The organism is Streptomyces sp. Ag109_O5-10 (assembly GCF_900105755.1).
In the GTDB taxonomy this organism is placed as follows: domain Bacteria; phylum Actinomycetota; class Actinomycetes; order Streptomycetales; family Streptomycetaceae; genus Streptomyces.
In genome coordinates this window covers 3,477,587-3,496,645 of sequence record NZ_FNTQ01000001.1, presented here as the reverse complement: position 1 = coordinate 3,496,645, position 19,059 = coordinate 3,477,587, and the positions used below count along the sequence as shown (strand labels likewise).

The window sequence follows — 19,059 nt, the reverse complement described above, 5'->3', positions numbered from 1 at the left end:
AGGGGCGAACCCGTGCCCCAGTAGTGACAGCCCCCGCATTCAATGCGTACGCTCCTGAATATGGATATGCACACTGTGGTGGTGGGGACGTCCGGTGTCACCGCGTCCGACGTTCTCGCCGTGGCGCGCGGCGGCGCCCGGATCGAACTGTCCGCGGAGGCGGTCGCGGCCCTCGCGGCGGCCCGCGAGATCGTGGACGCGCTGGCGGCCAAGCCGGACCCGGTCTACGGCGTCAGCACCGGCTTCGGTGCTCTCGCGACCCGGCACATCAGCCCGGAGCTGCGGGCCCAGCTGCAGCGCAACATCGTCCGTTCGCACGCGGCCGGGATGGGGCCGCGGGTGGAGCGCGAGGTCGTACGGGCCCTGATGTTCCTGCGGCTGAAGACCGTCTGCTCCGGACACACCGGTGTGCGTCCCGAGGTCGCCCAGACCATGGCCGACGTGCTGAACGCCGGCATCACCCCGGTCGTGCACGAGTACGGCTCCCTGGGCTGCTCCGGGGACCTGGCCCCGCTCTCCCACTGCGCCCTCACGCTCATGGGCGAGGGCGACGCCGAGGGCCCCGACGGGGTCGTACGGCCCGCCGGCGAGCTGCTCGCCGAGCACGGGATCGCCCCCGTCGAACTGCGCGAGAAGGAGGGGCTGGCCCTCCTCAACGGCACCGACGGCATGCTGGGCATGCTGGTCATGGCCCTCGCCGACCTGGACATGCTCTACAAGTCGGCCGACGTCACGGCCGCGTTGAGCCTGGAGGCGCTGCTCGGTACGGACAAGGTGCTCGCGCCCGAGCTGCACGCCATCCGGCCGCACCCGGGGCAGGGCGACAGCGCCGCCAACATGCTCGCCGTGCTGGAGGGTTCCGAGCTGACCGGGCACCACCAGGACGACGCGCCGCGCGTCCAGGACGCCTACTCGGTGCGGTGTGCTCCGCAGGTCGCCGGGGCCGGGCGGGACACGCTCGCGCACGCGCGGCTGGTCGCCGAGCGGGAGCTGGCGTCGGCCGTCGACAACCCGGTCGTGCTGCCCGACGGGCGGGTGGAGTCGAACGGCAACTTCCACGGGGCGCCGGTCGCCTACGTCCTCGACTTCCTCGCCATCGCGGTGGCCGACCTCGGGTCGATCGCCGAGCGGCGGACGGACCGGCTGCTGGACAAGAACCGCAGTCACGGGCTGCCGCCGTTCCTGGCCGACGACGCGGGTGTGGACTCGGGGCTGATGATCGCCCAGTACACGCAGGCGGCGCTGGTGAGCGAGCTGAAGCGGCTGGCCGTTCCGGCGTCGGCCGACTCGATCCCGTCCTCGGCGATGCAGGAGGACCACGTCTCGATGGGGTGGTCGGCGGCGCGCAAGCTGCGGACGGCCGTGGCCAATCTGACGCGGATCATCGCCGTCGAGCTGTACGCGGCCAGCCGGGGCGTCGAGTTGCGGGAGGGCCTGGCGCCCGCGCCGGCGAGCCGGGCCGTGATCGACGCGGTGCGCTCCGCGGGGGTGCAGGGGCCTGGGCCCGACCGTTTCCTTGCGCCGGATCTGGCCGCGGCGGAGGAGTTCGTGCGGGGCGGGGGCGTTGTCGCGGCGGCGGAGAAGGTGACCGGGCCGCTGCGGTAGTTCGTCGGCCGCGGGTGCGTGGGGGCTGGTCGCGCAGTTCCCCGCGCCCCTCGGCCTCTCCGCGTGGCCTTTCCCAGCATGCGCGGGGTGCATGGCTTCGTGAGGTGCGGTTTCTTGTGGGCCTGGGTTTCTCCGCGTGGCTTTTCCCAGCATGCGCGGGGTGCATGGCTTCGTGAGGTGCGGTTCCCCGTGCGCCTGGGTTTCTCCGCGTGGCCTTTCCCGGAAGTGCGCGGTGCGTGGGTTCGTGATGCGGGGTTCCCCGCGCCTCTTCTCGGAGAGGCGCGGGGAGTTCGTGCGCTACTTCAGCTTGGTCGACTGGGCCTTGATCACTGCCGGTGGCACTGTGTACGGCTTGCTGGTCATCATGGCGCCGATGTTCATCGTGAAGTACGTGGCGACGGTGTTGCCGTAGCGGACGACCTCGGCGTGCAGGGGGCCCTTGTCGCCGTCCATGTCGGTGGTGGCGGTGAAGGCGATCGACTCGTCGCCCGACCCGGACGCCTTGGCCGGCGTCACCTCGGTGACCTTCTGTTCATCGCCGGCGGCGCCGCCCGTGAAGCCCGTGGTGCAGGACGTGAGGGCGGTCGAGAGGGCGCGCAGGGCCTGCCGGGCGCCGTCGCCGTCGTACGACGACAGGTCGAGGGAGGTGACGTCGAGGTTCAGGGAGTCCTTGAGCGCGCTCTCGAACTTGCCGTCGGCCATGTCGTCGAGGGAGGTCGCGTGGTCGGTGGGGTCCTTCTTGTCCTCGCGTACCGTGCGGCCGATCTCGGACGCGGGGTCGGCGGGGGCGAGGCCGGTGAGGACGTAGGCCAGCGGGCGGCACTTGTCGTCGCTGGACTTGATGGTCTTCCGGGTCGCCGCCGCCTGCCCGATCGCGTTGACCTTGTAGCCGTCCACCTCGCCCTGCGCGAGGATCCGCTGCTTCAACTCCGCGGTGCTCAGCGCCTTGACGGTGGACGCCTCCCGCGCGGTGCCCGAGGTGTCCGTGGAACTCCCGTCGGAGCAGCCCGTGATGAGGGCGAGGGACAGCGCGCCGCCGACGGCGAGGGCGCAGGTCCGCACGCCCGATGATCTCTTCATGAGAGGACTGTGAGTCCCCGGTCAAGGAGTGGTCAAGTCGTTTAGAACTCCAGGCGCTCCCGGCGGACCGAGTAGACCACGAAGCCCGCGCCCACGGCGAGGAAGAGGGTGCCGCCGACGACGTACGGCGTGGTGTCCGGGCTTCCGGTGTCGGCGAGGTGGGTGGCGTCCCCGGTCGCCTCGGACGTGGCCTCGGACAGCGCCCTCGCCTGCTGGGTGACCCGGGTCGCCGTACTCTCCGACGTGCCCGTTCTCGCCGGGGCGTCCTGCGACGCGTGGGCGGACGGTACGAACCACAGTGCGCACAGGAGCGTGCCTGCGGCGGTGGCGGTCAGCAACGGGCGGCGAGCGGATGACACGGAATATCGATCCCCTTGTGACGCTGGCGAATTGGCCGTGTGGGCTGATGTTAGTGAAAATCGCGGGTCACGGGAAAGTCACGGGAGGTTTCGGTCGTACGCTCCCGTCATGAGCACTCCAGAGACATCACGTTTTGTGCGGCTTCGGGTGGAGCTGGTCCTCGAGGTGGAGGACGGCGACGAGGTCACCAAGGCCGCGCTGCAGCGGATCGCCGGGGATCCCGACCTGCCCGGCGAGGAACGGGCCCAGGCCGAGGCCGCTGTGACGGAAGACACCGCCGAGGCGCTCGCCTACCTCGTCGACCCGTTCGACCTGGTCAGCGAGGTGCCCGGGGTCGAACTCCAGCAGGCCTCCTGGTCCAGCGAGCGGATTTCCTATGATCCCGATTCGCCGGACTGGGATCTCGACGAGGATGATGACGACGGCGACGACGAAGAGGGCGGCATCGGCTGAGCGATCCGGGGAACCGGTGACCCCGGGCGGCAACCGCCGTCCGGGGTTTCGTCGTCTCGGGGGGCGCGCGGACCGGTCATTTCCGCACCGGCCGCCCCCGTGGGCGTGTTGTGCCCCACAGATCCGGAGAGTGTGGAACGGGACGACGCGGCCGCGGCGTTGGGACTTCCTGACGGGGACTCTCGGTGTGTTCGCGGACTCGGCAACGATGGAGAAGCGTGTGATGACGGACAGTAAGCGGCGCAGGGGCCTGGTGGCCGCGTCCGCACTGCTCGGTGGCGTACTGGTGCTCACGGCGTGTTCCGGCAGCGACCACAAGGCGTCCGGCGGCGGCCAGAGCTCGCAGGCCCAGGCGGACGAGGCCGCGGCCAAGAAGTCGTCGAAGGCCGACATCACCATCACCCCCAAGGACGGCTCGTCCAACGCGTCGATCAACAACTCCGCGGCCGTCACCGTCAGCAAGGGCACGCTCACCGGCGTCACCATGACCACCGCCGACGGCACCGCGGTCGCCGGCGCGCTCTCCGCCGACAAGACCAGCTGGAAGCCCTCCGCCCAGCTGGAGCGGTCCACCACCTACAAGGTCGCCGCCGAGGCCAAGGACTCCGCCGGACTGGTGGCGCACGAGAACGCCTCCTTCACCACGGTCTCCCCGGCCAACAGCTTCATAGGCAGCTTCACCCCCGAGGACGGCTCGACCGTCGGCGTCGGCATGCCCGTGTCGATCAACTTCGACAAGCAGATCACCGACAAGGCCGCCGTCCAGAAGGGCGTCACGGTCACCTCCAGCAGCGGCCAGGAGGTCGCCTGCCACTGGTTCTCCACCCAGCGCATGGACTGCCGCCCCGAGGACTACTGGAAGGAGAACTCCACCGTCACGCTGAAGCTCGCGCTCGACGGTGTCGAGGGCGCCTCCGGTGTCTACGGCGTGCAGCAGAAGACGGTCACCTTCCACATCGGCCGCAACCAGGTCTCCTACGTCGACGCCCAGACCAAGGAGATGAAGGTCACCCAGGACGGCAGGACCGTCAAGACCATCCCGATCTCCGCCGGCTCGCCCGAGAACAAGACGTACAACGGCGTCATGGTGATGTCCGAGAAGTTCAAGGAGACGCGCATGAACGGCGCGACCGTGGGCTTCACCGACAGCGACGGCAAGGGCGAGTACGACATCAAGGACGTGCCGCACGCCATCCGCCTCACCAGCTCCGGCACCTTCCTGCACGGCAACTACTGGGGCGCCAAGTCCGTCTTCGGCTCCGTGAACACCAGCCACGGCTGCGTGGGCCTGTCCGACACCAAGGGCGCCAACGACACCAGCACGCCCGCCTACTGGATGTACAGCCACTCGATCATCGGTGACGTGGTGGTCATCTCCCACACCGGCGACAAGACCGTGGCCCCCGACAACGGCCTCAACGGCTGGAACATGAACTGGGCCGACTGGAAGGCCGGTTCGGCCGTCTGAGCCACCCGAGCGCTGCCAGGAAGGCGGCCGTCCCCCCGGGGGGACGGCCGCCTTCGGCGTTGTACCTGTCCACCGTGGTCCCGTGGATCCGCGCCGCCGACGTACTCCTGGGCGCGCGCCGAGAAAAGGGCGCTGACGGCCCGGAGCGGGGCCGTTCCCGGCCTCCGTACAGCCTTCTCATGCATCTTTTATTGGGGCCTTATCGAGCCATCACGGTGCGTCCCTACCTTGCGGTCATGTTCTTCACCTACCTGAGGCGCGAACTGCGCCGCCGCAGAAAGGCGGCTCTCGTGGTCGCCTCCGGCCTCGCGCTGGGCATCGCACTGGTCATCGTGGTCAACTCCGTGTCCAACGGCATGGGGAAGGCACAGGACAAGGTCCTCCAGTCGCTGTACGGCCTGGGTACGGACATGACGGTCACCAAGGCCGCGTCGGCGTCCACGAGCGCCTCCCAGCGGCCGCGCTTCAACTTCGACGCGCAGAACAACGGCTCGTCGAGCACGCAGAGCAGTGACCGGGTCATGGTGCAGGGCTTCACCACCCTCGCCTCCACCACCGTCACCAAGGTCGGCGACCAGAAGGGCGTCGCGGCCGCTGTCGGCGGGCTGAACCTCAACGTGGTCAAGATCAGCGGCCAGTTCACGCGGGGTCAGTTCCAGCAGAACCAGGGCTCCGGCGGCAACCGTGGCGGCTTCGGCGGCGGAAACGGCCAGCCCCAGGGCGAGGTCAGGGGCGGCGGCGCCAACTTCGACGTCAACGCGTACACCGTCTACGGCACCGACGTCACCCAGACCGAGGTCGGCCCGCTGACCTCGTCGAAGATCACCAGCGGCCGTACCTTCAAGACCACGGAGACGGACGCCAAGGTGCTGGTCGCCGACTCGGCGTACGCCAAGGAGAAGAAGTACAAGGTCGGTTCGACCGTCACCGTCAACAAGGTCAAGTTCACCGTCATCGGCATCGCGACGGCCGACAGCGGTGACGCGGCGGCCAACCTGTACATGCCGCTGAAGCAGGCGCAGACGCTCGCCGACGAGAAGAACAAGGTCACCACGATCTACGTCAAGGCGACCGACTCCAAGCAGATCTCCTCGGTCAAGAAGACCATCCAGAGCAACGTCTCCGGTACGACGGTCACCACCTCCGCCGACCTCGCGGACACCGTCTCCGGCTCGCTGTCCACGGCGTCCTCGCTCGCCACCAACGTCGGCAAGTGGCTGTCCATCGCGGTGCTCGTGGCCGCGTTCCTGGTCGCCGGCCTGCTCACCTCGTCGGCGGTCTCCCGCCGCGTCCGTGAGTTCGGCACGCTGAAGGCACTGGGCTGGAAGTCCGGCCGGGTCACCCGGCAGGTCATCGGCGAGGCCATGGTCAACGGCCTGGTCGGCGGTGCGCTCGGGATCGCGCTCGGCCTGGTCGGCGCGTACGTCGTCACCGAGATCAGTCCCACGCTGCAGGCCTCGCTCGGCGGTGGCGGTGGGGGCGGCGGCTTCGGCGGCGGCGGTGGCGGCTTCGGCGGTGGCGGCGGTGGCGGCGGCTTCGGCGGCGGTCCGCGCCGGCAGGCCGCGAAGACCCTGGAGGTCGCCCTCACGGCACCGGTCAGCGTGACGACGATCGTCCTCGCGGTCGGCCTCGCGGTGGCCGGCGGCCTGATCGCGGGCGCGTTCGGCGGCTGGCGCGCGTCCAGGCTGCGGCCGGCGGACGCACTCCGCCGCGTCGAGTAGCCGACGTCGGCTGGAGCGGGGGGTGGGGACGCTCACCGGCGCTTGCAGGGTGCCGGCCGCGCCCACCCGTGCCGCCCCAGCGGCACGACTGCCCGCGGCTGGAAAGGAGCGCCGGCCCCAGCGCCCCGTCAGGGGCGCCGGGGGTACCCCCGGCCGAAGGCTGGGGGAGGGACTGCGCGACCAGCCCCCACCGGCCCGCAGCCGACCACCGACCGCCCCACCCCACAACCCTCCAGGAGCCACCATGTACGAACTCGGAAACGTCACCAAGCTCTATACCCGCGGCAAGGACACCGTCCGCGCCCTCGACGGCATCGACCTCACCATCGCCGACGGCGACCGCCTGGTCATCCAGGGCCCCACCGGCGGCGGCAAGTCCACCCTCCTGCAGATGCTGGGCGGCCTGGACCGGCCGACCTCCGGCGAGGTCGTGCTCGACGGCACCGACCTGGCCAAGCTCTCCGAGACCAAGCTGACCCGGGTCCGCAGCGAGAACATCGGCTTCGTCTTCCAGTCGTTCAACCTGATCCCGACGCTCACCGCCCAGGAGAACGTCGAGACCGCCCTCGTCCCGCTCGGCGTCAAGAGCAAGGAACGGCGCGAGCGCGCCGCCGAGGCGCTGACGTCGGTCGGCCTCGGGGAGCGCCTCGGCCACCTGCCCGGCGAGATGTCCGGCGGCCAGCAGCAGCGCGTCGCCATCGCCCGGGCCCTCGTCAAGCAGCCCAAGGTGCTGCTCGCCGACGAGCCCACCGGCAACCTCGACGAGGGCATGCGCGACGAGATCATGGACGTACTGGAGCGCATGTGGAAGGAGCACGGGCTGACCTTCATCATGGTCACGCACGACTCCGCGATCGCGAAGAAGGCCCCGCGTCTCGCGACCATCCGCAAGGGCAAGATCACCGTCAAGGAGAACGCCGGCGCGTAGCACCGGCGCGCCGCGTTCGACCGCGCGGTTGTGTAACGGTGTTCGCCCCGGCGCGTAACAGTTGTCCCGCACTCTTCTTACCGGTCTCTCATCTATTGAGCCCGCTGATCACCCCCCGGCATACTCCGTATTCCGGGGGGTTGGCGTATGTGCGTACGAGACTGACTCCGGCCGGGTGAACGGGGAGTTCGCCCGGGACACCGTCTCCTGGGGGAGTCTTGCGCAGACAAGTGAAAAGCGCTGCCGTGGCCACTGTGGCCACGGCAGCGGCCGTCGCGCTCGCCGCGGGCATGACCAGCCCGGCGTCGGCGAAGCCGCAATCGCGTGCCGCCTCGGCAGCCGCCGCCTCTTCGCTCACCGCCAAGCACCACGTCACCCTGATCACCGGCGACCGGGTCGCCCTCGACGCCAAGGGCCGGGTCGTCGGCCTGGAGCGGGCGAAGGGGCGCCAGCACATACCCTTCCGGATCAGCAAGGCTCGCGGGCACACCCTCGTCGTCCCCGGTGACGCCGTCCAGCTGGTGGCCTCCGGCAGGCTGGACCAACGGCTCTTCGACGTCACCGAGTTGAACAGGGCCGCGACCCGCCGGGCGCAGAAGAACGGCCTCAAGGTCATCGTCGGCTACAGCGGTGCCGCCACCGCCACCCGGGCCGACGTCCGGGACGCCGGCACCCTGCGGCACAGCCTGAAGGCGCTGAACGCGGACGCCGTGCAGACCCCGGCCAAGGAGACGCCCGAGCTGTGGGACGCGGTCACCGACGGTGACAAGGCCGCCGCCGGCATCGCGCACGTCTGGCTCGACGGCGTCCGCAAGGCCAGCCTCGACAAGTCCGTGCCGCAGATCGGCGCGCCCACGGCCTGGAAGGCCGGCTACAACGGCAAGGGTGTCAAGATCGCCGTCCTGGACACCGGTGTGGACACGAGCCACCCCGACCTCAAGGACCAGGTGGTCGAGTCCAAGAACTTCAGCGCGGCCGCCGACGCCGTGGACCACTTCGGGCACGGCACGCACGTCGCGTCCATCGCGGCCGGCACCGGCGCCGAGTCGCACGGCAAGTACACGGGTGTCGCGCCCGGCGCGAAGATCCTCAACGGCAAGGTCCTGGACGACACCGGCTCCGGTGACGACTCCGGCATCCTCGCCGGCATGGAATGGGCGGCGGCCGAGGGCGCCGACATCGTCAACCTCAGCCTCGGCGGCTTCGACACCCCGGAGATCGACCCGCTGGAAGCCGAGGTGAACAAGCTCTCCGAGCAGAAGGGCATCCTGTTCGCGATCGCCGCGGGCAACGAGGGCCCCGAGTCGATCGGTTCGCCGGGCAGCGCCGCCGACGCGCTCACCGTCGGCGCCGTCGACGGCAACGACAAGCTGGCCGACTTCTCCTCCACCGGGCCCGCCGCCGACGGTTCCATCAAGCCGGACGTCACCGCGCCCGGCGTCGACATCACCGCGGCCGCGGCCAAGGGCAGCGTCATCGACCAGGAGGTCGGCGAGAACCCGCCCGGCTACCTGACCCTCTCGGGTACCTCGATGGCGACCCCGCACGCCGCGGGCGCCGCCGCGATCCTCAAGCAGGAGCACCCCGACTGGGGCTTCCAGGAGCTGAAGGCGGCCCTGACCGGCTCCGCGAAGGGCGGCAACTACACGCCGTTCCAGCAGGGTTCGGGCCGGATCGCCGTCGACAAGGCCATCAAGCAGACCGTGCTCGCCGACCCGGTGTCGGTGAACTTCGGTGTGCAGCAGTGGCCGCACACCGACGACACCCCGGTCACCAAGCAGCTGACGTACCGCAACACCGGCACGTCCGACGTGACGCTCACGCTGAAGTCGTCCGCCACCGGCCCCAAGGGCGCGGCGGCCCCGGCCGGCTTCTTCAAGCTCGGCGCGACCCAGGTGACCGTCCCGGCGGGCGGCACCGCCTCCGTCGGCCTCACCGTCGACACCAGGCTGGGCGGCACCCTCGACGGCGCCTACTCGGCGTACGTCACGGCGACCGGCGGCGGCCAGGCCGTCCGCACGGCGGCCGCGGTCCGGCGCGAGGTGGAGTCGTACGACGTCACCGTCAAGCACATCGGACGCGACGGCAACCCGACCGGTGTCTACAGCACCGACCTCGTCAGCTACTCGGGCCTCGGCGACGGCCGCGACTACGTCGTGCCGGTCTCCGGTACCGGGACCGCCACGTTCCGGGTGCCGAAGGGCACGTACCTGCTGGACGCCCTGATCGCCAAGGACTTCAGCACCTTCGACGGCGGCGTCGACTGGTTGGTCGACCCGAAGCTGAGCGTCACCAAGGACCTCACGCTCACCGTCGACGCCCGCACCGCCAAGGCCGCCGACATCACCGTGCCGGACACCGCGGCCAAGCCGCACACCGCGACGATCGACTACATGTACGACCCGGCGGGTGTCGGATTCGGGGTCGGCTTCGACAGCTTCGACAAGATCCGGGTCGCGCCGCTGGGCGGCGAGGTCGCCAACGGTCTGACCCAGACCTGGAGCGGCCAGTTCACCAAGGGCGGCAGCGAGGAGTACGACGTCGCCACCAGCGCCCCGGTGAAGAAGCTGCAGGGAGGCAAGGTCCGGCACTTCAGGACGAGCGAACTGGCCACGGTGCGCAACGCCGTCGGCGCCTCCGCCCCGGGCAAGACCGGAGCGGTCAGCCCGTGGGGCGTCGTCGGGGAGGACTTCGTCTCCGGCGACGCGGTGGAGCAGAAGCTACCCGGCACCCGCACCTTCCACGTCTCCACCGTGGACGGCGCCCAGTGGGCCTTCGACGCCACCCAGTACTCCGGCCACGACGCCAAGGGCCTGCCGATCGCCGACGCCTTCTACACACTGGGCGACCCCAGGACGTACAAGGCCGGCAATACCTACCGGAACACCTTCAACACGGCCGTCTTCGGGCCGGAGCTGAGCAGCGGGTTCGGCCTGTACCGGGACGGCAACCAGATCTTCGGCACCGTCCCGCTCTTCTCCGACGGTGCCCGGCACGCCGGGTCCTCCGACTTCCTGTCGGTGCGGACCACCCTGTACCGCAACGGCACCAAGGTCGGCTCCAACAAGGACCCGCTCTTCGGCGACGGCGTCTTCACGGTGCCGTCCGGTGACGCCGCGTACAAGCTGACCACCTCGGTCGTCCGCTCGGCCAAGGTCGCCGCCGCCTCCACCCGGATCGACGCGAGCTGGACCTTCCGCTCGAAGAAGCCGGGCAGCGGCACCGTCCTGGCCCAGCTGCCGGCCTCCACGGTCCACTTCGGCGCCGGGACCGGCCTGGACAGCCGCGTCGCGGCGGGCCGGAAGAACACCTTCCCGGTCACCGTCGAGGGCGCGGCCGCCGGCCGCAACCTGAAGTCCCTCACCGTGTACGTGTCCTACGACCACGGCCGGAACTGGCGGAAGGTGACGGTCAGCCACGGCAAGGTCACCGTGAAGAACCCGGCGAAGGGCAAGGCAGTCTCGCTCCGCGCCACGATCACCGACAAGAAGGGCAACACGTCGTCGGTCTCGATCTACGACGCGTACTACGGCAAGTGAGCCATGGCTGCTGAGTAGCACCCCAGCGAGCGGCCCGCCGGAAGCGCGGCTTCCGGCGGGCCGTTCCCCATGCCGTGGAGGCCGCCGGTCAGGGTGCCGGGGCGACCCGGGTGGCGTCCGTGCCCCAGCTGGCCAGCAGCCGCAGCGCCTCGGCCGACGGCGAGCCCGGTTCCGCGTGGTAGGTGACCAGTGCCTGGTCCTGGTCGCCGGACATGCGGAACGACTCGTAGTTCAGGGAGAGCTCACCCACCAGCGGATGGTGCATCCGCTTCACCCCGTACGACTTCTCCTTGACGTCGTGGGTCGCCCACAGCCGGCGGAACTCCTCGCTCTTGACGGAGAGCTCGCCCACCAGCGCGGAGAGCCGGGTGTCGTCCGGGTAGCAGCCCGCGTCCATCCGCAGCTGGCAGACGATGTCGATCGCCTTCTGCTCCCACTCGGCGAACAGCTCGCGGTAGTCCGGCCGCAGGAACGTCAGCCGGGCCCAGTTGCGCTCCGCCGCCGGCAGCTCCGCCCAGTCACCGAAGAGCGCCGCCGCCATCCGGTTCCACGCCAGGATCTCCGAGCGCCGCCCCACGATGTACGCCGGCACGTTCTCCATCGACTCCAGCAGCTGCCCCAGCGAGGGCCGCACCTGCTGCGGCCGCGCCGACGCCCTCTTCTTGTGCTGCTTGCCCTTGGCGAGGTGGGTGAGATGCGCGTGCTCGGCGTCGGTGAGCCGCAGCGCGCGGGCGATCGAGTCCAGCACCTCCGCCGACACGTTCCGCCCGTTGCCCTGTTCCAGGCGCGTGTAGTACGCCACCGACACCCCGGCCAGCTGCGCCAGCTCCTCGCGCCGCAGTCCCGGCACCCTGCGGTGCCGCCCGAAGTCCGGCAGCCCCACGTCGGAGGGGCGCAGCCGGGCCCGCCGCGTGCGCAGGAACTCGCTGAGCTCGGCACGCCGGTCCAGGGACGGGGAGGCGGGGGCTGGGGTGGCGGGCGGGGACTGGTCTTCCATACATCCAGTATTCACGGTCGTACGCACCCGAACCTGATCCCGCCAGTGGTAGGCACGCCAGACGTACGCAGAGGCGGGGGCTGGGTGACGGACGTAGCGTGGAGGAGCCTGGAAGCGTGCCCGGGACGGAAGAAGGCGACCGGGCGCGAAGAGACACCTCTAGGAGAACCCCCCTCATGACCACTGTTGCTGCTTACGCCGCGCCCGCCGCCAAGGCACCGCTGGAGCGGACCACGATCGAGCGGCGCGCGGTCGGCGAACACGACGTCCTCATCGACATCCGGTTCGCCGGTATCTGCCACTCCGACATCCACCAGGCCCGCGAGGGCTGGGGCACGGCGATCTTCCCGATGGTGCCCGGGCACGAGATCGCGGGCGTCGTCTCCGAGGTCGGCCCGGGTGTCACCAAGTACGCGGTGGGGGACCGGGTGGGCGTCGGCTGCATGGTCGACTCCTGCCGCGAGTGCGACAACTGCAAGGCCGGTCTCCAGCAGTACTGCACCGGCGGCGGCCCGACCTGGACGTACAACGCCGTCGGCAAGGACGGGCAGCCCACCTACGGCGGTTACTCGCAGAAGGTCGTCGTCGACGAGAACTACGTCGTCCGCATCCCCGACGGCCTCTCCCTCGACGTGGCGGCCCCCCTCCTGTGCGCCGGCATCACCACGTACTCCCCGCTCAAGCACTGGAACGCCGGTCCCGGCAAGAAGGTCGCGGTCGTCGGCCTCGGCGGCCTGGGCCACATGGGCGTGAAGATCGCCGCCGCCCTGGGCGCGGAGGTCACCGTCCTGTCCCAGTCCCTCCGCAAGAAGGACGACGGCCTGAAGCTGGGCGCCACGCACTACTACGCGACCAGCGACCAGAAGACCTTCGAGAACCTCAAGGGCACCTTCGACATCATCCTCAACACGGTGTCGGCCCCGCTGGACTTCGACGCCTACCTGTCGCTGCTGAAGACCGACGGTGCCATGGTGAACGTCGGCATCCCCGAGGAGCCGGTGCACATCCTGCTCTCCTCCGTCTTCGGCAACCGCCGCAGCCTCAGCAGCTCCGGCATCGGCGGTATCCCGGAGACCCAGGAGATGCTCGACTTCTGCGCCGAGCACAACCTGGGCGCCGAGATCGAGCTGATCGGCGCCGACCAGATCAACGAGGCGTACGACCGGGTCGTCAACAGCGACGTCCGCTACCGGTTCGTGATCGACACGGCGACGATCTGAGTCACCGGCTCCGTCTCCGGCCGAGGAGCCGGAGCGGTCAGGGGCCGCCGACCAGGGAGGCCAGCGCACCCACCGGGATCTCCGGCGGAGGGACCGGGGTGCGGGCCACCGGGTCGGCGACCACCGACTAAGGCTAGCCTCGCCTTAGCTGGTGCCAGGGTTACGTTGGACGGGAGGAGGTCCCGCGATGACCGTGAACCTGAACCACACCATCGTCGCCGCACACGACAGGCACGCCTCGGCGAGGTTCCTCGCCGACATCCTCGGTCTCGAAGTCGGCCCGGACTACGGCCCGTTCGCCCCGGTCGCGCTGCCCAACGGCGTCACCCTCGACTACCTGGACACCCCCGGCGACATCCCGCCGCAGCACTACGCCTTCCTGGTCTCCGAGGACGACTTCGACGAGATCCTCACCCGCGTCCAGGAGGCCGGCCTCGACTACTGGGCCGACCCCTTCCACAGCCGTCCCGGCGAGATCAACACCAACGACGGCGGCCGCGGCACCTATTTCGACGACCCCGACGGCCACCGCCTGGAGATCCTGACCCGCCCCTACGGCAGCGGCGGCTGACCCCGTGCCGGTCAGGCCCGCAGCCCCGTGATGCCGTCCTGGGCGGCCATGACCAGCTCGATGCCGCGGTTGTCGGCGGCGGGCTCGCGCATCTGGTTCGTCACGTACGCGATCGCCGTCCGCTCGTCGGGGTCGACCCAGACCAGCGCGCCGCCCCAGCCGCCCCAGCCGAGGGAGCTGCCGAAGAGGCCGTAGCCGAGGCCGTACCGGGCGGGCATGCCGAGGCGCAGGTCCTCGCCCTCGAACTGCACCTCCCGCGCCCGCTCGCACCCCTCGGGGGACAGCACCCGCACCCCGCCGACGGTTCCGCCGCAGGCGAGCAGGGACTGGACGAGGGCGGCCGAGCGGGCGTTGCCGTAGCCGCTCGCCGCGGGGATCTGCGCGCGCCGCCAGGCGATGCCGTTGCCGTCCCGGAGGCGGAGGGCGGTGGCCGTGGTGGGGGCCGTCGGGGCCGCGTCGCCGCTCGCGGCACCCGCCGTGTAGTCCTCGTCCCGGCCCGGCGGCGGCACGGTCAGGGCCACCCGGGAGTCGTGCTCGGGCCCGAGGCCGAGGTGGAAGTCCGCGCCGAGCGGCCCGGCCACCTCCGCGGCGAAGAACTCACCGACGCTCCGCCCGGTGATCCGGCGCAGCACCTCGCCCACGAGGAACCCCTGGGTGAGCGAGTGGTACCCGGCGGCGGTTCCCGGCTCCCACTGCGGAGCCTGCCCGGCGAGCCGCTTCGTGGCGGTCGTCCAGTCGTACAGCTCCTCGATCGGTCCTTCCCAGTCGGGCAGTCCGGCGGTGTGCGACAGCAGATGCCGCACGAGCACGTGCCGCTTGCCGGCCGCCGCGAACTCCGGCCAGTAGCGGGCGACCGGCGCGTCCGGGTCCAGCCTTCCCCGGTCGACCAGGACGAGCGCGCACAGCGCGGTCATCGTCTTGGTCACGGAGAACACGTTCACGATCGTGTCCCGCTCCCACGCCCGGGTCCGTCCGGCGTCGGCGAACCCGGCCCACACGTCCACCACCGGCTGCCCGTCCACGAAGACGGCCACGGCACCGCCCACGTCACCGTCGTCGACGAATCCGGCGAGTGTGGAGGGCACGGCGGAGAACAACTCGTCGTACGAGCCCTGGATGTCGGCCATGCCTGCCATTGAGCCCGCGGGGGCGCGGCCCGGCAACCGAATATCGGTACCCCCGGCCGGCGCGTCCACCGGAGTGCTCAGCCCATCAACCCCACGAACATCGTCCGGTGCAGGGTCTCCACGTGGCCGCGGGCGATGTCGGCCGCCTCGGCCGCGTCACCCGCGCGGAGCGCCGCCACCAGGGCCCGGTGCTCGTCGTTGGAGTCGCGCAGCGCGGCGAGGGGGTAGGGGAGGTAGTACGCGTAGAGCCGGCGCAGCACGGTCCCGTAGGTCCCGACACTCGCGTCGAGGCCGGTGGCGCGGGCCACGGCGAGGTGGAACCGCTCGTCGCAGGAGTGGAACTCCGCCCAGCTCTCCGCCCGGTCCATGGCCGTGACCAGCGTGTCGAGCTCGTCCAGGGCCGCGCCGGTCACGCCGCGGGCGGCGAGATGGGCGATCCCGCACTCCAGGACGGTCCGCTCGTCGATCAGGCGGTGCACCTCGGCGCTCTGCCCGTGGTACGCCTCGGCCGCGCCGACCACCCCCCGGGCCGGCCGCTCGGCGACCAGCGTGCCGCCGTTGCGGCCGCGCCTGCGCTCCAGGACGCCGTCCGCGCACAGGGAGCCGAGCGCACGGCGCACGGTGATCTCCCCGACGCCGAGCGCCTCGGCTATGGCGTCGGTCGGGGGCAGCCGCTCGCCGGGGGAGAGCAGTCCGAGGTCGACCGCCATGGCGATCCGGGCGCGCACCGTCTCCAGTGCGGTGAGCCGGCGGATCCCGTTCAGCTTGGGCGAGTTGAGGGCGAGGACGGGTCCCTCGGAGGGCACCTCGGGGTGCGCCGGTACGGATCCGTTCGGGGTGCCGGTCATGCCCTCAATGTAGCGACCAGTAAAACTGCTCATAATGAGACCATTGTATAAGGGATCATATTGAGCTAATTTCCTGGCCATGTCCCGGCCCCTTCCCGTCGCCCTGGTCCAGGCCCCTCCCCGCCCGGCCACCGACCCGCTGTCCGGCTTCGCCGAAGACGTCGGGGAGGTACTGGCGCGCTTCCCGCAGACCCGCCTCGTCGTCCACCCCGAGCTGCACCTGTGCGGCACCGAAGGCCCGGCCGCCGAGTCGGAGGACCGCCTGGCGGCCGCCGCGGAGCCGCTCGACGGCCCCCGGGTGCGACAGCTCGCCGAACTCGCGGGCGACCTGGGCGTCTGGCTGTTCCCGGGCACCGTGGCCGAGCGCGGCCCGGCCGGCGAGCTCTTCAACACCGCCCTCGCCTTCTCCCCCGAGGGACGGCTCGCCGCCCACTACCGCAAGCTCTTCCCGTGGCGGCCCTTCGAGCCCTACACCCCCGGCGACCGCTTCGTCGTCCTGGACCTCCCGGACACCGGCCGGGTCGGCTTCGCCATCTGCTACGACGCCTGGTTCCCTGAGGTGGCCAGGCACCTGGCCTGGATGGGCGCCGAGGTCATCGTCAACCCGGTCATGACCACCTCGGCCGACCGCGCCCAGGAACTCGTCCTCGCCCGGGCCAACGCCATCGTCAACCAGGTGTACGTGGTCAGCGTGAACACCGCCGGCCCCGTCGGCACCGGGCGCAGCCTGGTCGTCGACCCGGAGGGACGCGTCCGCGTCCAGGCCGCCGACTCCGCGCCCACCGTGCTGACCGACGTCCTCGACCTGGACGACGTCACCCGCGTGCGGACCTACGGCACCGCGGGCCTGAACCGCATGTGGGACCAGTTCACCGAGGCCGACGCCCCCATCGACCTCCCGCTCTACGACGGCCGACTGGACCCCCGCCGCTGGCGGCCGGCCGGCGACTGACCCGCTCCGTCCCCTCCTCGCGCAAGGAACGCCATGTCCGCACCCTCCGCCCCGCCCGCCCTCGCCCGCAGCCTGACCCTCAGATCCGTCGTGCTCTTCGGGCTCGCCTACATGACCCCGATCATCGTGCTCGGCACCTTCGGCGTCGTCGCCGACAGCACCCACGGCGCCGTGCCGACCGCCTACCTGCTGGCCCTGGTCGCCATGCTCTTCACCGCGCACAGCTACGGGAAGATGGCCGCGACCCACCCCGTCGCCGGGTCCGCCTACACCTACGTACGGCGCTCCATAGACTCCCGGGTCGGCTTCCTCGTCGGCTGGGCCACCCTGCTGGACTACTTCTTCCTGCCCATGGTCATCTGGCTCATCGGCGGGGCCTACCTCCAGGCGGAGTACCCCTCGGTGCCGTTCTGGGTGTGGATCATCGCGTTCATCGTCGTCACCACCGCGCTCAACATCCGGGGCATCAAGGCCGCGGAGCGGGTCAACGACCTGCTGATGGTCTTCCAGGTCCTGGTCGTCGCGATCTTCGCCCTGCTCTGCCTGCACCACGTCTTCCGGCACCAGGGAGCGGCCGGCCTCGTCAGCGCCACCCCGTTCGCGAACCACGCGACCGGCCTCGCGGGCATCTCCGCCGGCGCCGCGATCGCCGCGTACTCCTTCCTCGGCTTCGACGCGGTCACCACACTGACCGAGGAGACCGTCGAGCCGCAGCGCACCATCCCCCGCGCCATCCTGCTGACCGCGCTGATCGGCGGCGGCATCTTCGTCGTCGTCGCCTACACCACGCAGCTGGCCCACCCCGGGTACGCGTTCACCGACTCCAGCTCGGCCGCGTTCGAGATCGCCAAGACGGTCGGCGGCGACCTGTTCTCCTCCGTGTTCCTGGCCGGGCTGGTCGTCGCCCAGTTCGCCTCCGGGATCGCGGCCCAGGCCAGCACGTCACGGCTGCTCTACGCGATGGGCCGCGACTCCGTGCTGCCGAAGAAGGTGTTCGGCAGCATCCACCCCAAGTACCACACCCCCGCCTTCAACATCCTCCTCGCCGGGGCCGTCGGCCTGATCGCGCTGCACCTGAACGTCGCCACCTCCACCTCCTTCATCAACTTCGGCGCCTTCACCGCCTTCACCTTCGTCAACCTCTCCGTCATCGCCACCTACGTCCGGGAGCGCCGCGCGGGCCGCCGCCCCGCCGTGTGGTCGTACGTCCTGCTCCCGGCGGTCGGCGCCGTCGTCGACGTATGGCTGCTGTGCCACCTCGACGACCGGGCCCGCACCCTCGGCCTGATCTGGCTGGCCCTCGGCGTCTGCTACCTCGCCTACCTCACCAGGGGCTTCCGCAAGGCCCCGCCGGAGATGACCTTCGACGAGGACCCGGACCCGGCCCCCGCGACGGACCGGGCGGCGGGCACGGAATCGCCGGGAACCCGCACGCGTTGAGGAGGGTGGACATCGCAGGCCGCCGGTGTGCGAGCCGAGGAGCCCGGGTGACCGGGCCGACGAGAACTGGAGGGGTCACGATGACTGTGCAGACGCAGCGGGCCGTGCTGGCGGGCGGGTGCTTCTGGGGGATGCAGGACCTGATCCGCAGGCAGCCGGGGGTGACGGCCACCCGGGTCGGCTACACCGGGGGTGACGTGCCGAACGCGACGTACCGCAACCACGGCACGCACGCGGAGGCCATCGAGATCCTCTTCGACCCCGAGAAGACGGACTACCGCACCCTCCTGGAGTTCTTCTTCCAGATCCACGACCCGAGCACCAGGAACCGCCAGGGCAACGACATCGGCCTCAGCTACCGCTCGGCGATCTACTACGTCGACGACGAGCAGAAGCGGATCGCCGAGGACACGATCGCGGACGTAGACGCCTCCGGGCTGTGGCCGGGCAAGGTCGTCACCGAGGTGGAGCCGGTCGGCCCCTTCTGGGAGGCCGAGCCCGAGCACCAGGACTACCTGGAGCGCTACCCGGACGGCTACACCTGCCACTTCCCGCGTCCCGGCTGGAAGCTGCCCGTCCGCGCGGAGGGCTGACGACGCACGGCCCGGCACCCGGCGGAAGCCCTCGCACGAGGCCCCGCCGGGTGCCGGGCCTCGTCATGACGCGGATGGCCGCCCCGGATGGCGGCGACGGGCACCGTTCACCAGACAGCGCGGACCTTCCCGTCGAGGGAGCATGGGCATGCCCCCA

At 70.8% G+C, this 19,059-nt stretch carries 16 protein-coding genes; 11 read left to right on the top strand and 5 right to left on the bottom strand.

The annotated features are described in order from the left end of the window. The first annotated feature begins 66 nt into the window (after positions 1-66). Entirely contained in the window at positions 67-1,605 is a 1,539-nt protein-coding gene (gene hutH, locus BLW82_RS15890) for a histidine ammonia-lyase (RefSeq protein ID WP_093499427.1), read from the top strand. A 297-nt stretch (positions 1,606-1,902) separates the two neighbouring features. Here the strand turns inward: hutH and BLW82_RS15885 are convergent, their stop codons facing one another. Continuing rightward, positions 1,903-2,685 carry a hypothetical protein gene (locus tag BLW82_RS15885; protein ID WP_256215821.1) on the bottom strand — a complete coding sequence of 261 codons (783 nt, stop codon included), beginning with the start codon at positions 2,683-2,685 and terminating at the stop codon, positions 1,903-1,905. A gap of 41 nt (positions 2,686-2,726) precedes the next feature. Continuing rightward, on the bottom strand, positions 2,727-3,044 hold the full coding sequence (locus BLW82_RS15880) for an LAETG motif-containing sortase-dependent surface protein (protein WP_093499425.1): 318 nt from the start codon (positions 3,042-3,044) through the stop codon (positions 2,727-2,729). Positions 3,045-3,153: 109 nt separating this feature from the next. Between BLW82_RS15880 and BLW82_RS15875 the strand changes: the two genes are divergently transcribed. The 5 genes from BLW82_RS15875 (at position 3,154) to BLW82_RS15855 (ending at position 11,154) form a co-directional block, all read left to right on the top strand. After that, positions 3,154-3,498: a hypothetical protein gene (locus BLW82_RS15875; RefSeq protein WP_177232963.1), complete on the top strand. Its 345-nt coding sequence runs from the start codon at positions 3,154-3,156 to the stop codon at positions 3,496-3,498. A gap of 223 nt (positions 3,499-3,721) precedes the next feature. Next, positions 3,722-4,966 carry a L,D-transpeptidase gene (locus BLW82_RS15870; RefSeq protein ID WP_256215820.1) on the top strand — a complete coding sequence of 415 codons (1,245 nt, stop codon included), beginning with the start codon at positions 3,722-3,724 and terminating at the stop codon, positions 4,964-4,966. Positions 4,967-5,202: 236 nt separating this feature from the next. Beyond that, a complete protein-coding gene (locus BLW82_RS15865; protein ID WP_093499423.1) occupies positions 5,203-6,687 on the top strand; it encodes an ABC transporter permease in 1,485 nt (494 codons plus the stop codon). A 244-nt stretch (positions 6,688-6,931) separates the two neighbouring features. After that, positions 6,932-7,615 carry an ABC transporter ATP-binding protein gene (locus BLW82_RS15860; protein WP_093499422.1) on the top strand — a complete coding sequence of 228 codons (684 nt, stop codon included), beginning with the start codon at positions 6,932-6,934 and terminating at the stop codon, positions 7,613-7,615. 290 nt (positions 7,616-7,905) lie between these two features. Next, a complete protein-coding gene (locus BLW82_RS15855) occupies positions 7,906-11,154 on the top strand; it encodes a S8 family peptidase (protein ID WP_093508068.1) in 3,249 nt (1,082 codons plus the stop codon). 88 nt (positions 11,155-11,242) lie between these two features. Here BLW82_RS15855 and BLW82_RS15850 read toward each other — a convergent pair whose 3' ends face one another. Beyond that, positions 11,243-12,151, bottom strand: coding sequence for a helix-turn-helix domain-containing protein (locus BLW82_RS15850; protein WP_093499421.1), 909 nt, complete (start codon positions 12,149-12,151; stop codon positions 11,243-11,245). Positions 12,152-12,327: 176 nt separating this feature from the next. Here BLW82_RS15850 and BLW82_RS15845 point away from each other — a divergent pair, with 176 nt between their 5' ends. Continuing rightward, a complete protein-coding gene (locus tag BLW82_RS15845) occupies positions 12,328-13,371 on the top strand; it encodes an NAD(P)-dependent alcohol dehydrogenase (RefSeq protein WP_093499420.1) in 1,044 nt (347 codons plus the stop codon). A 187-nt stretch (positions 13,372-13,558) separates the two neighbouring features. Then, on the top strand, positions 13,559-13,942 hold the full coding sequence (locus tag BLW82_RS15840; RefSeq protein ID WP_093499419.1) for a VOC family protein: 384 nt from the start codon (positions 13,559-13,561) through the stop codon (positions 13,940-13,942). A gap of 11 nt (positions 13,943-13,953) precedes the next feature. Here BLW82_RS15840 and BLW82_RS15835 read toward each other — a convergent pair whose 3' ends face one another. Then, positions 13,954-15,069 carry a serine hydrolase domain-containing protein gene (locus tag BLW82_RS15835; protein ID WP_093508067.1) on the bottom strand — a complete coding sequence of 372 codons (1,116 nt, stop codon included), beginning with the start codon at positions 15,067-15,069 and terminating at the stop codon, positions 13,954-13,956. Between the two features lie 77 nt (positions 15,070-15,146). Then, positions 15,147-15,917 (bottom strand): FadR/GntR family transcriptional regulator, encoded by a 771-nt coding sequence (locus BLW82_RS15830; protein WP_256215819.1) that lies wholly within the window; start codon positions 15,915-15,917, stop codon positions 15,147-15,149. A 79-nt stretch (positions 15,918-15,996) separates the two neighbouring features. Between BLW82_RS15830 and BLW82_RS15825 the strand changes: the two genes are divergently transcribed. The 3 genes from BLW82_RS15825 (at position 15,997) to msrA (ending at position 18,902) form a co-directional block, all read left to right on the top strand. After that, positions 15,997-16,869 carry a carbon-nitrogen hydrolase family protein gene (locus BLW82_RS15825; RefSeq protein ID WP_093499417.1) on the top strand — a complete coding sequence of 291 codons (873 nt, stop codon included), beginning with the start codon at positions 15,997-15,999 and terminating at the stop codon, positions 16,867-16,869. Between the two features lie 33 nt (positions 16,870-16,902). Beyond that, a complete protein-coding gene (locus tag BLW82_RS15820) occupies positions 16,903-18,309 on the top strand; it encodes an APC family permease (protein ID WP_093499416.1) in 1,407 nt (468 codons plus the stop codon). Between the two features lie 80 nt (positions 18,310-18,389). Further along, a complete protein-coding gene (gene msrA / locus BLW82_RS15815) occupies positions 18,390-18,902 on the top strand; it encodes a peptide-methionine (S)-S-oxide reductase MsrA (RefSeq protein ID WP_093499415.1) in 513 nt (170 codons plus the stop codon). The last annotated feature ends 157 nt before the right edge of the window (positions 18,903-19,059 follow it).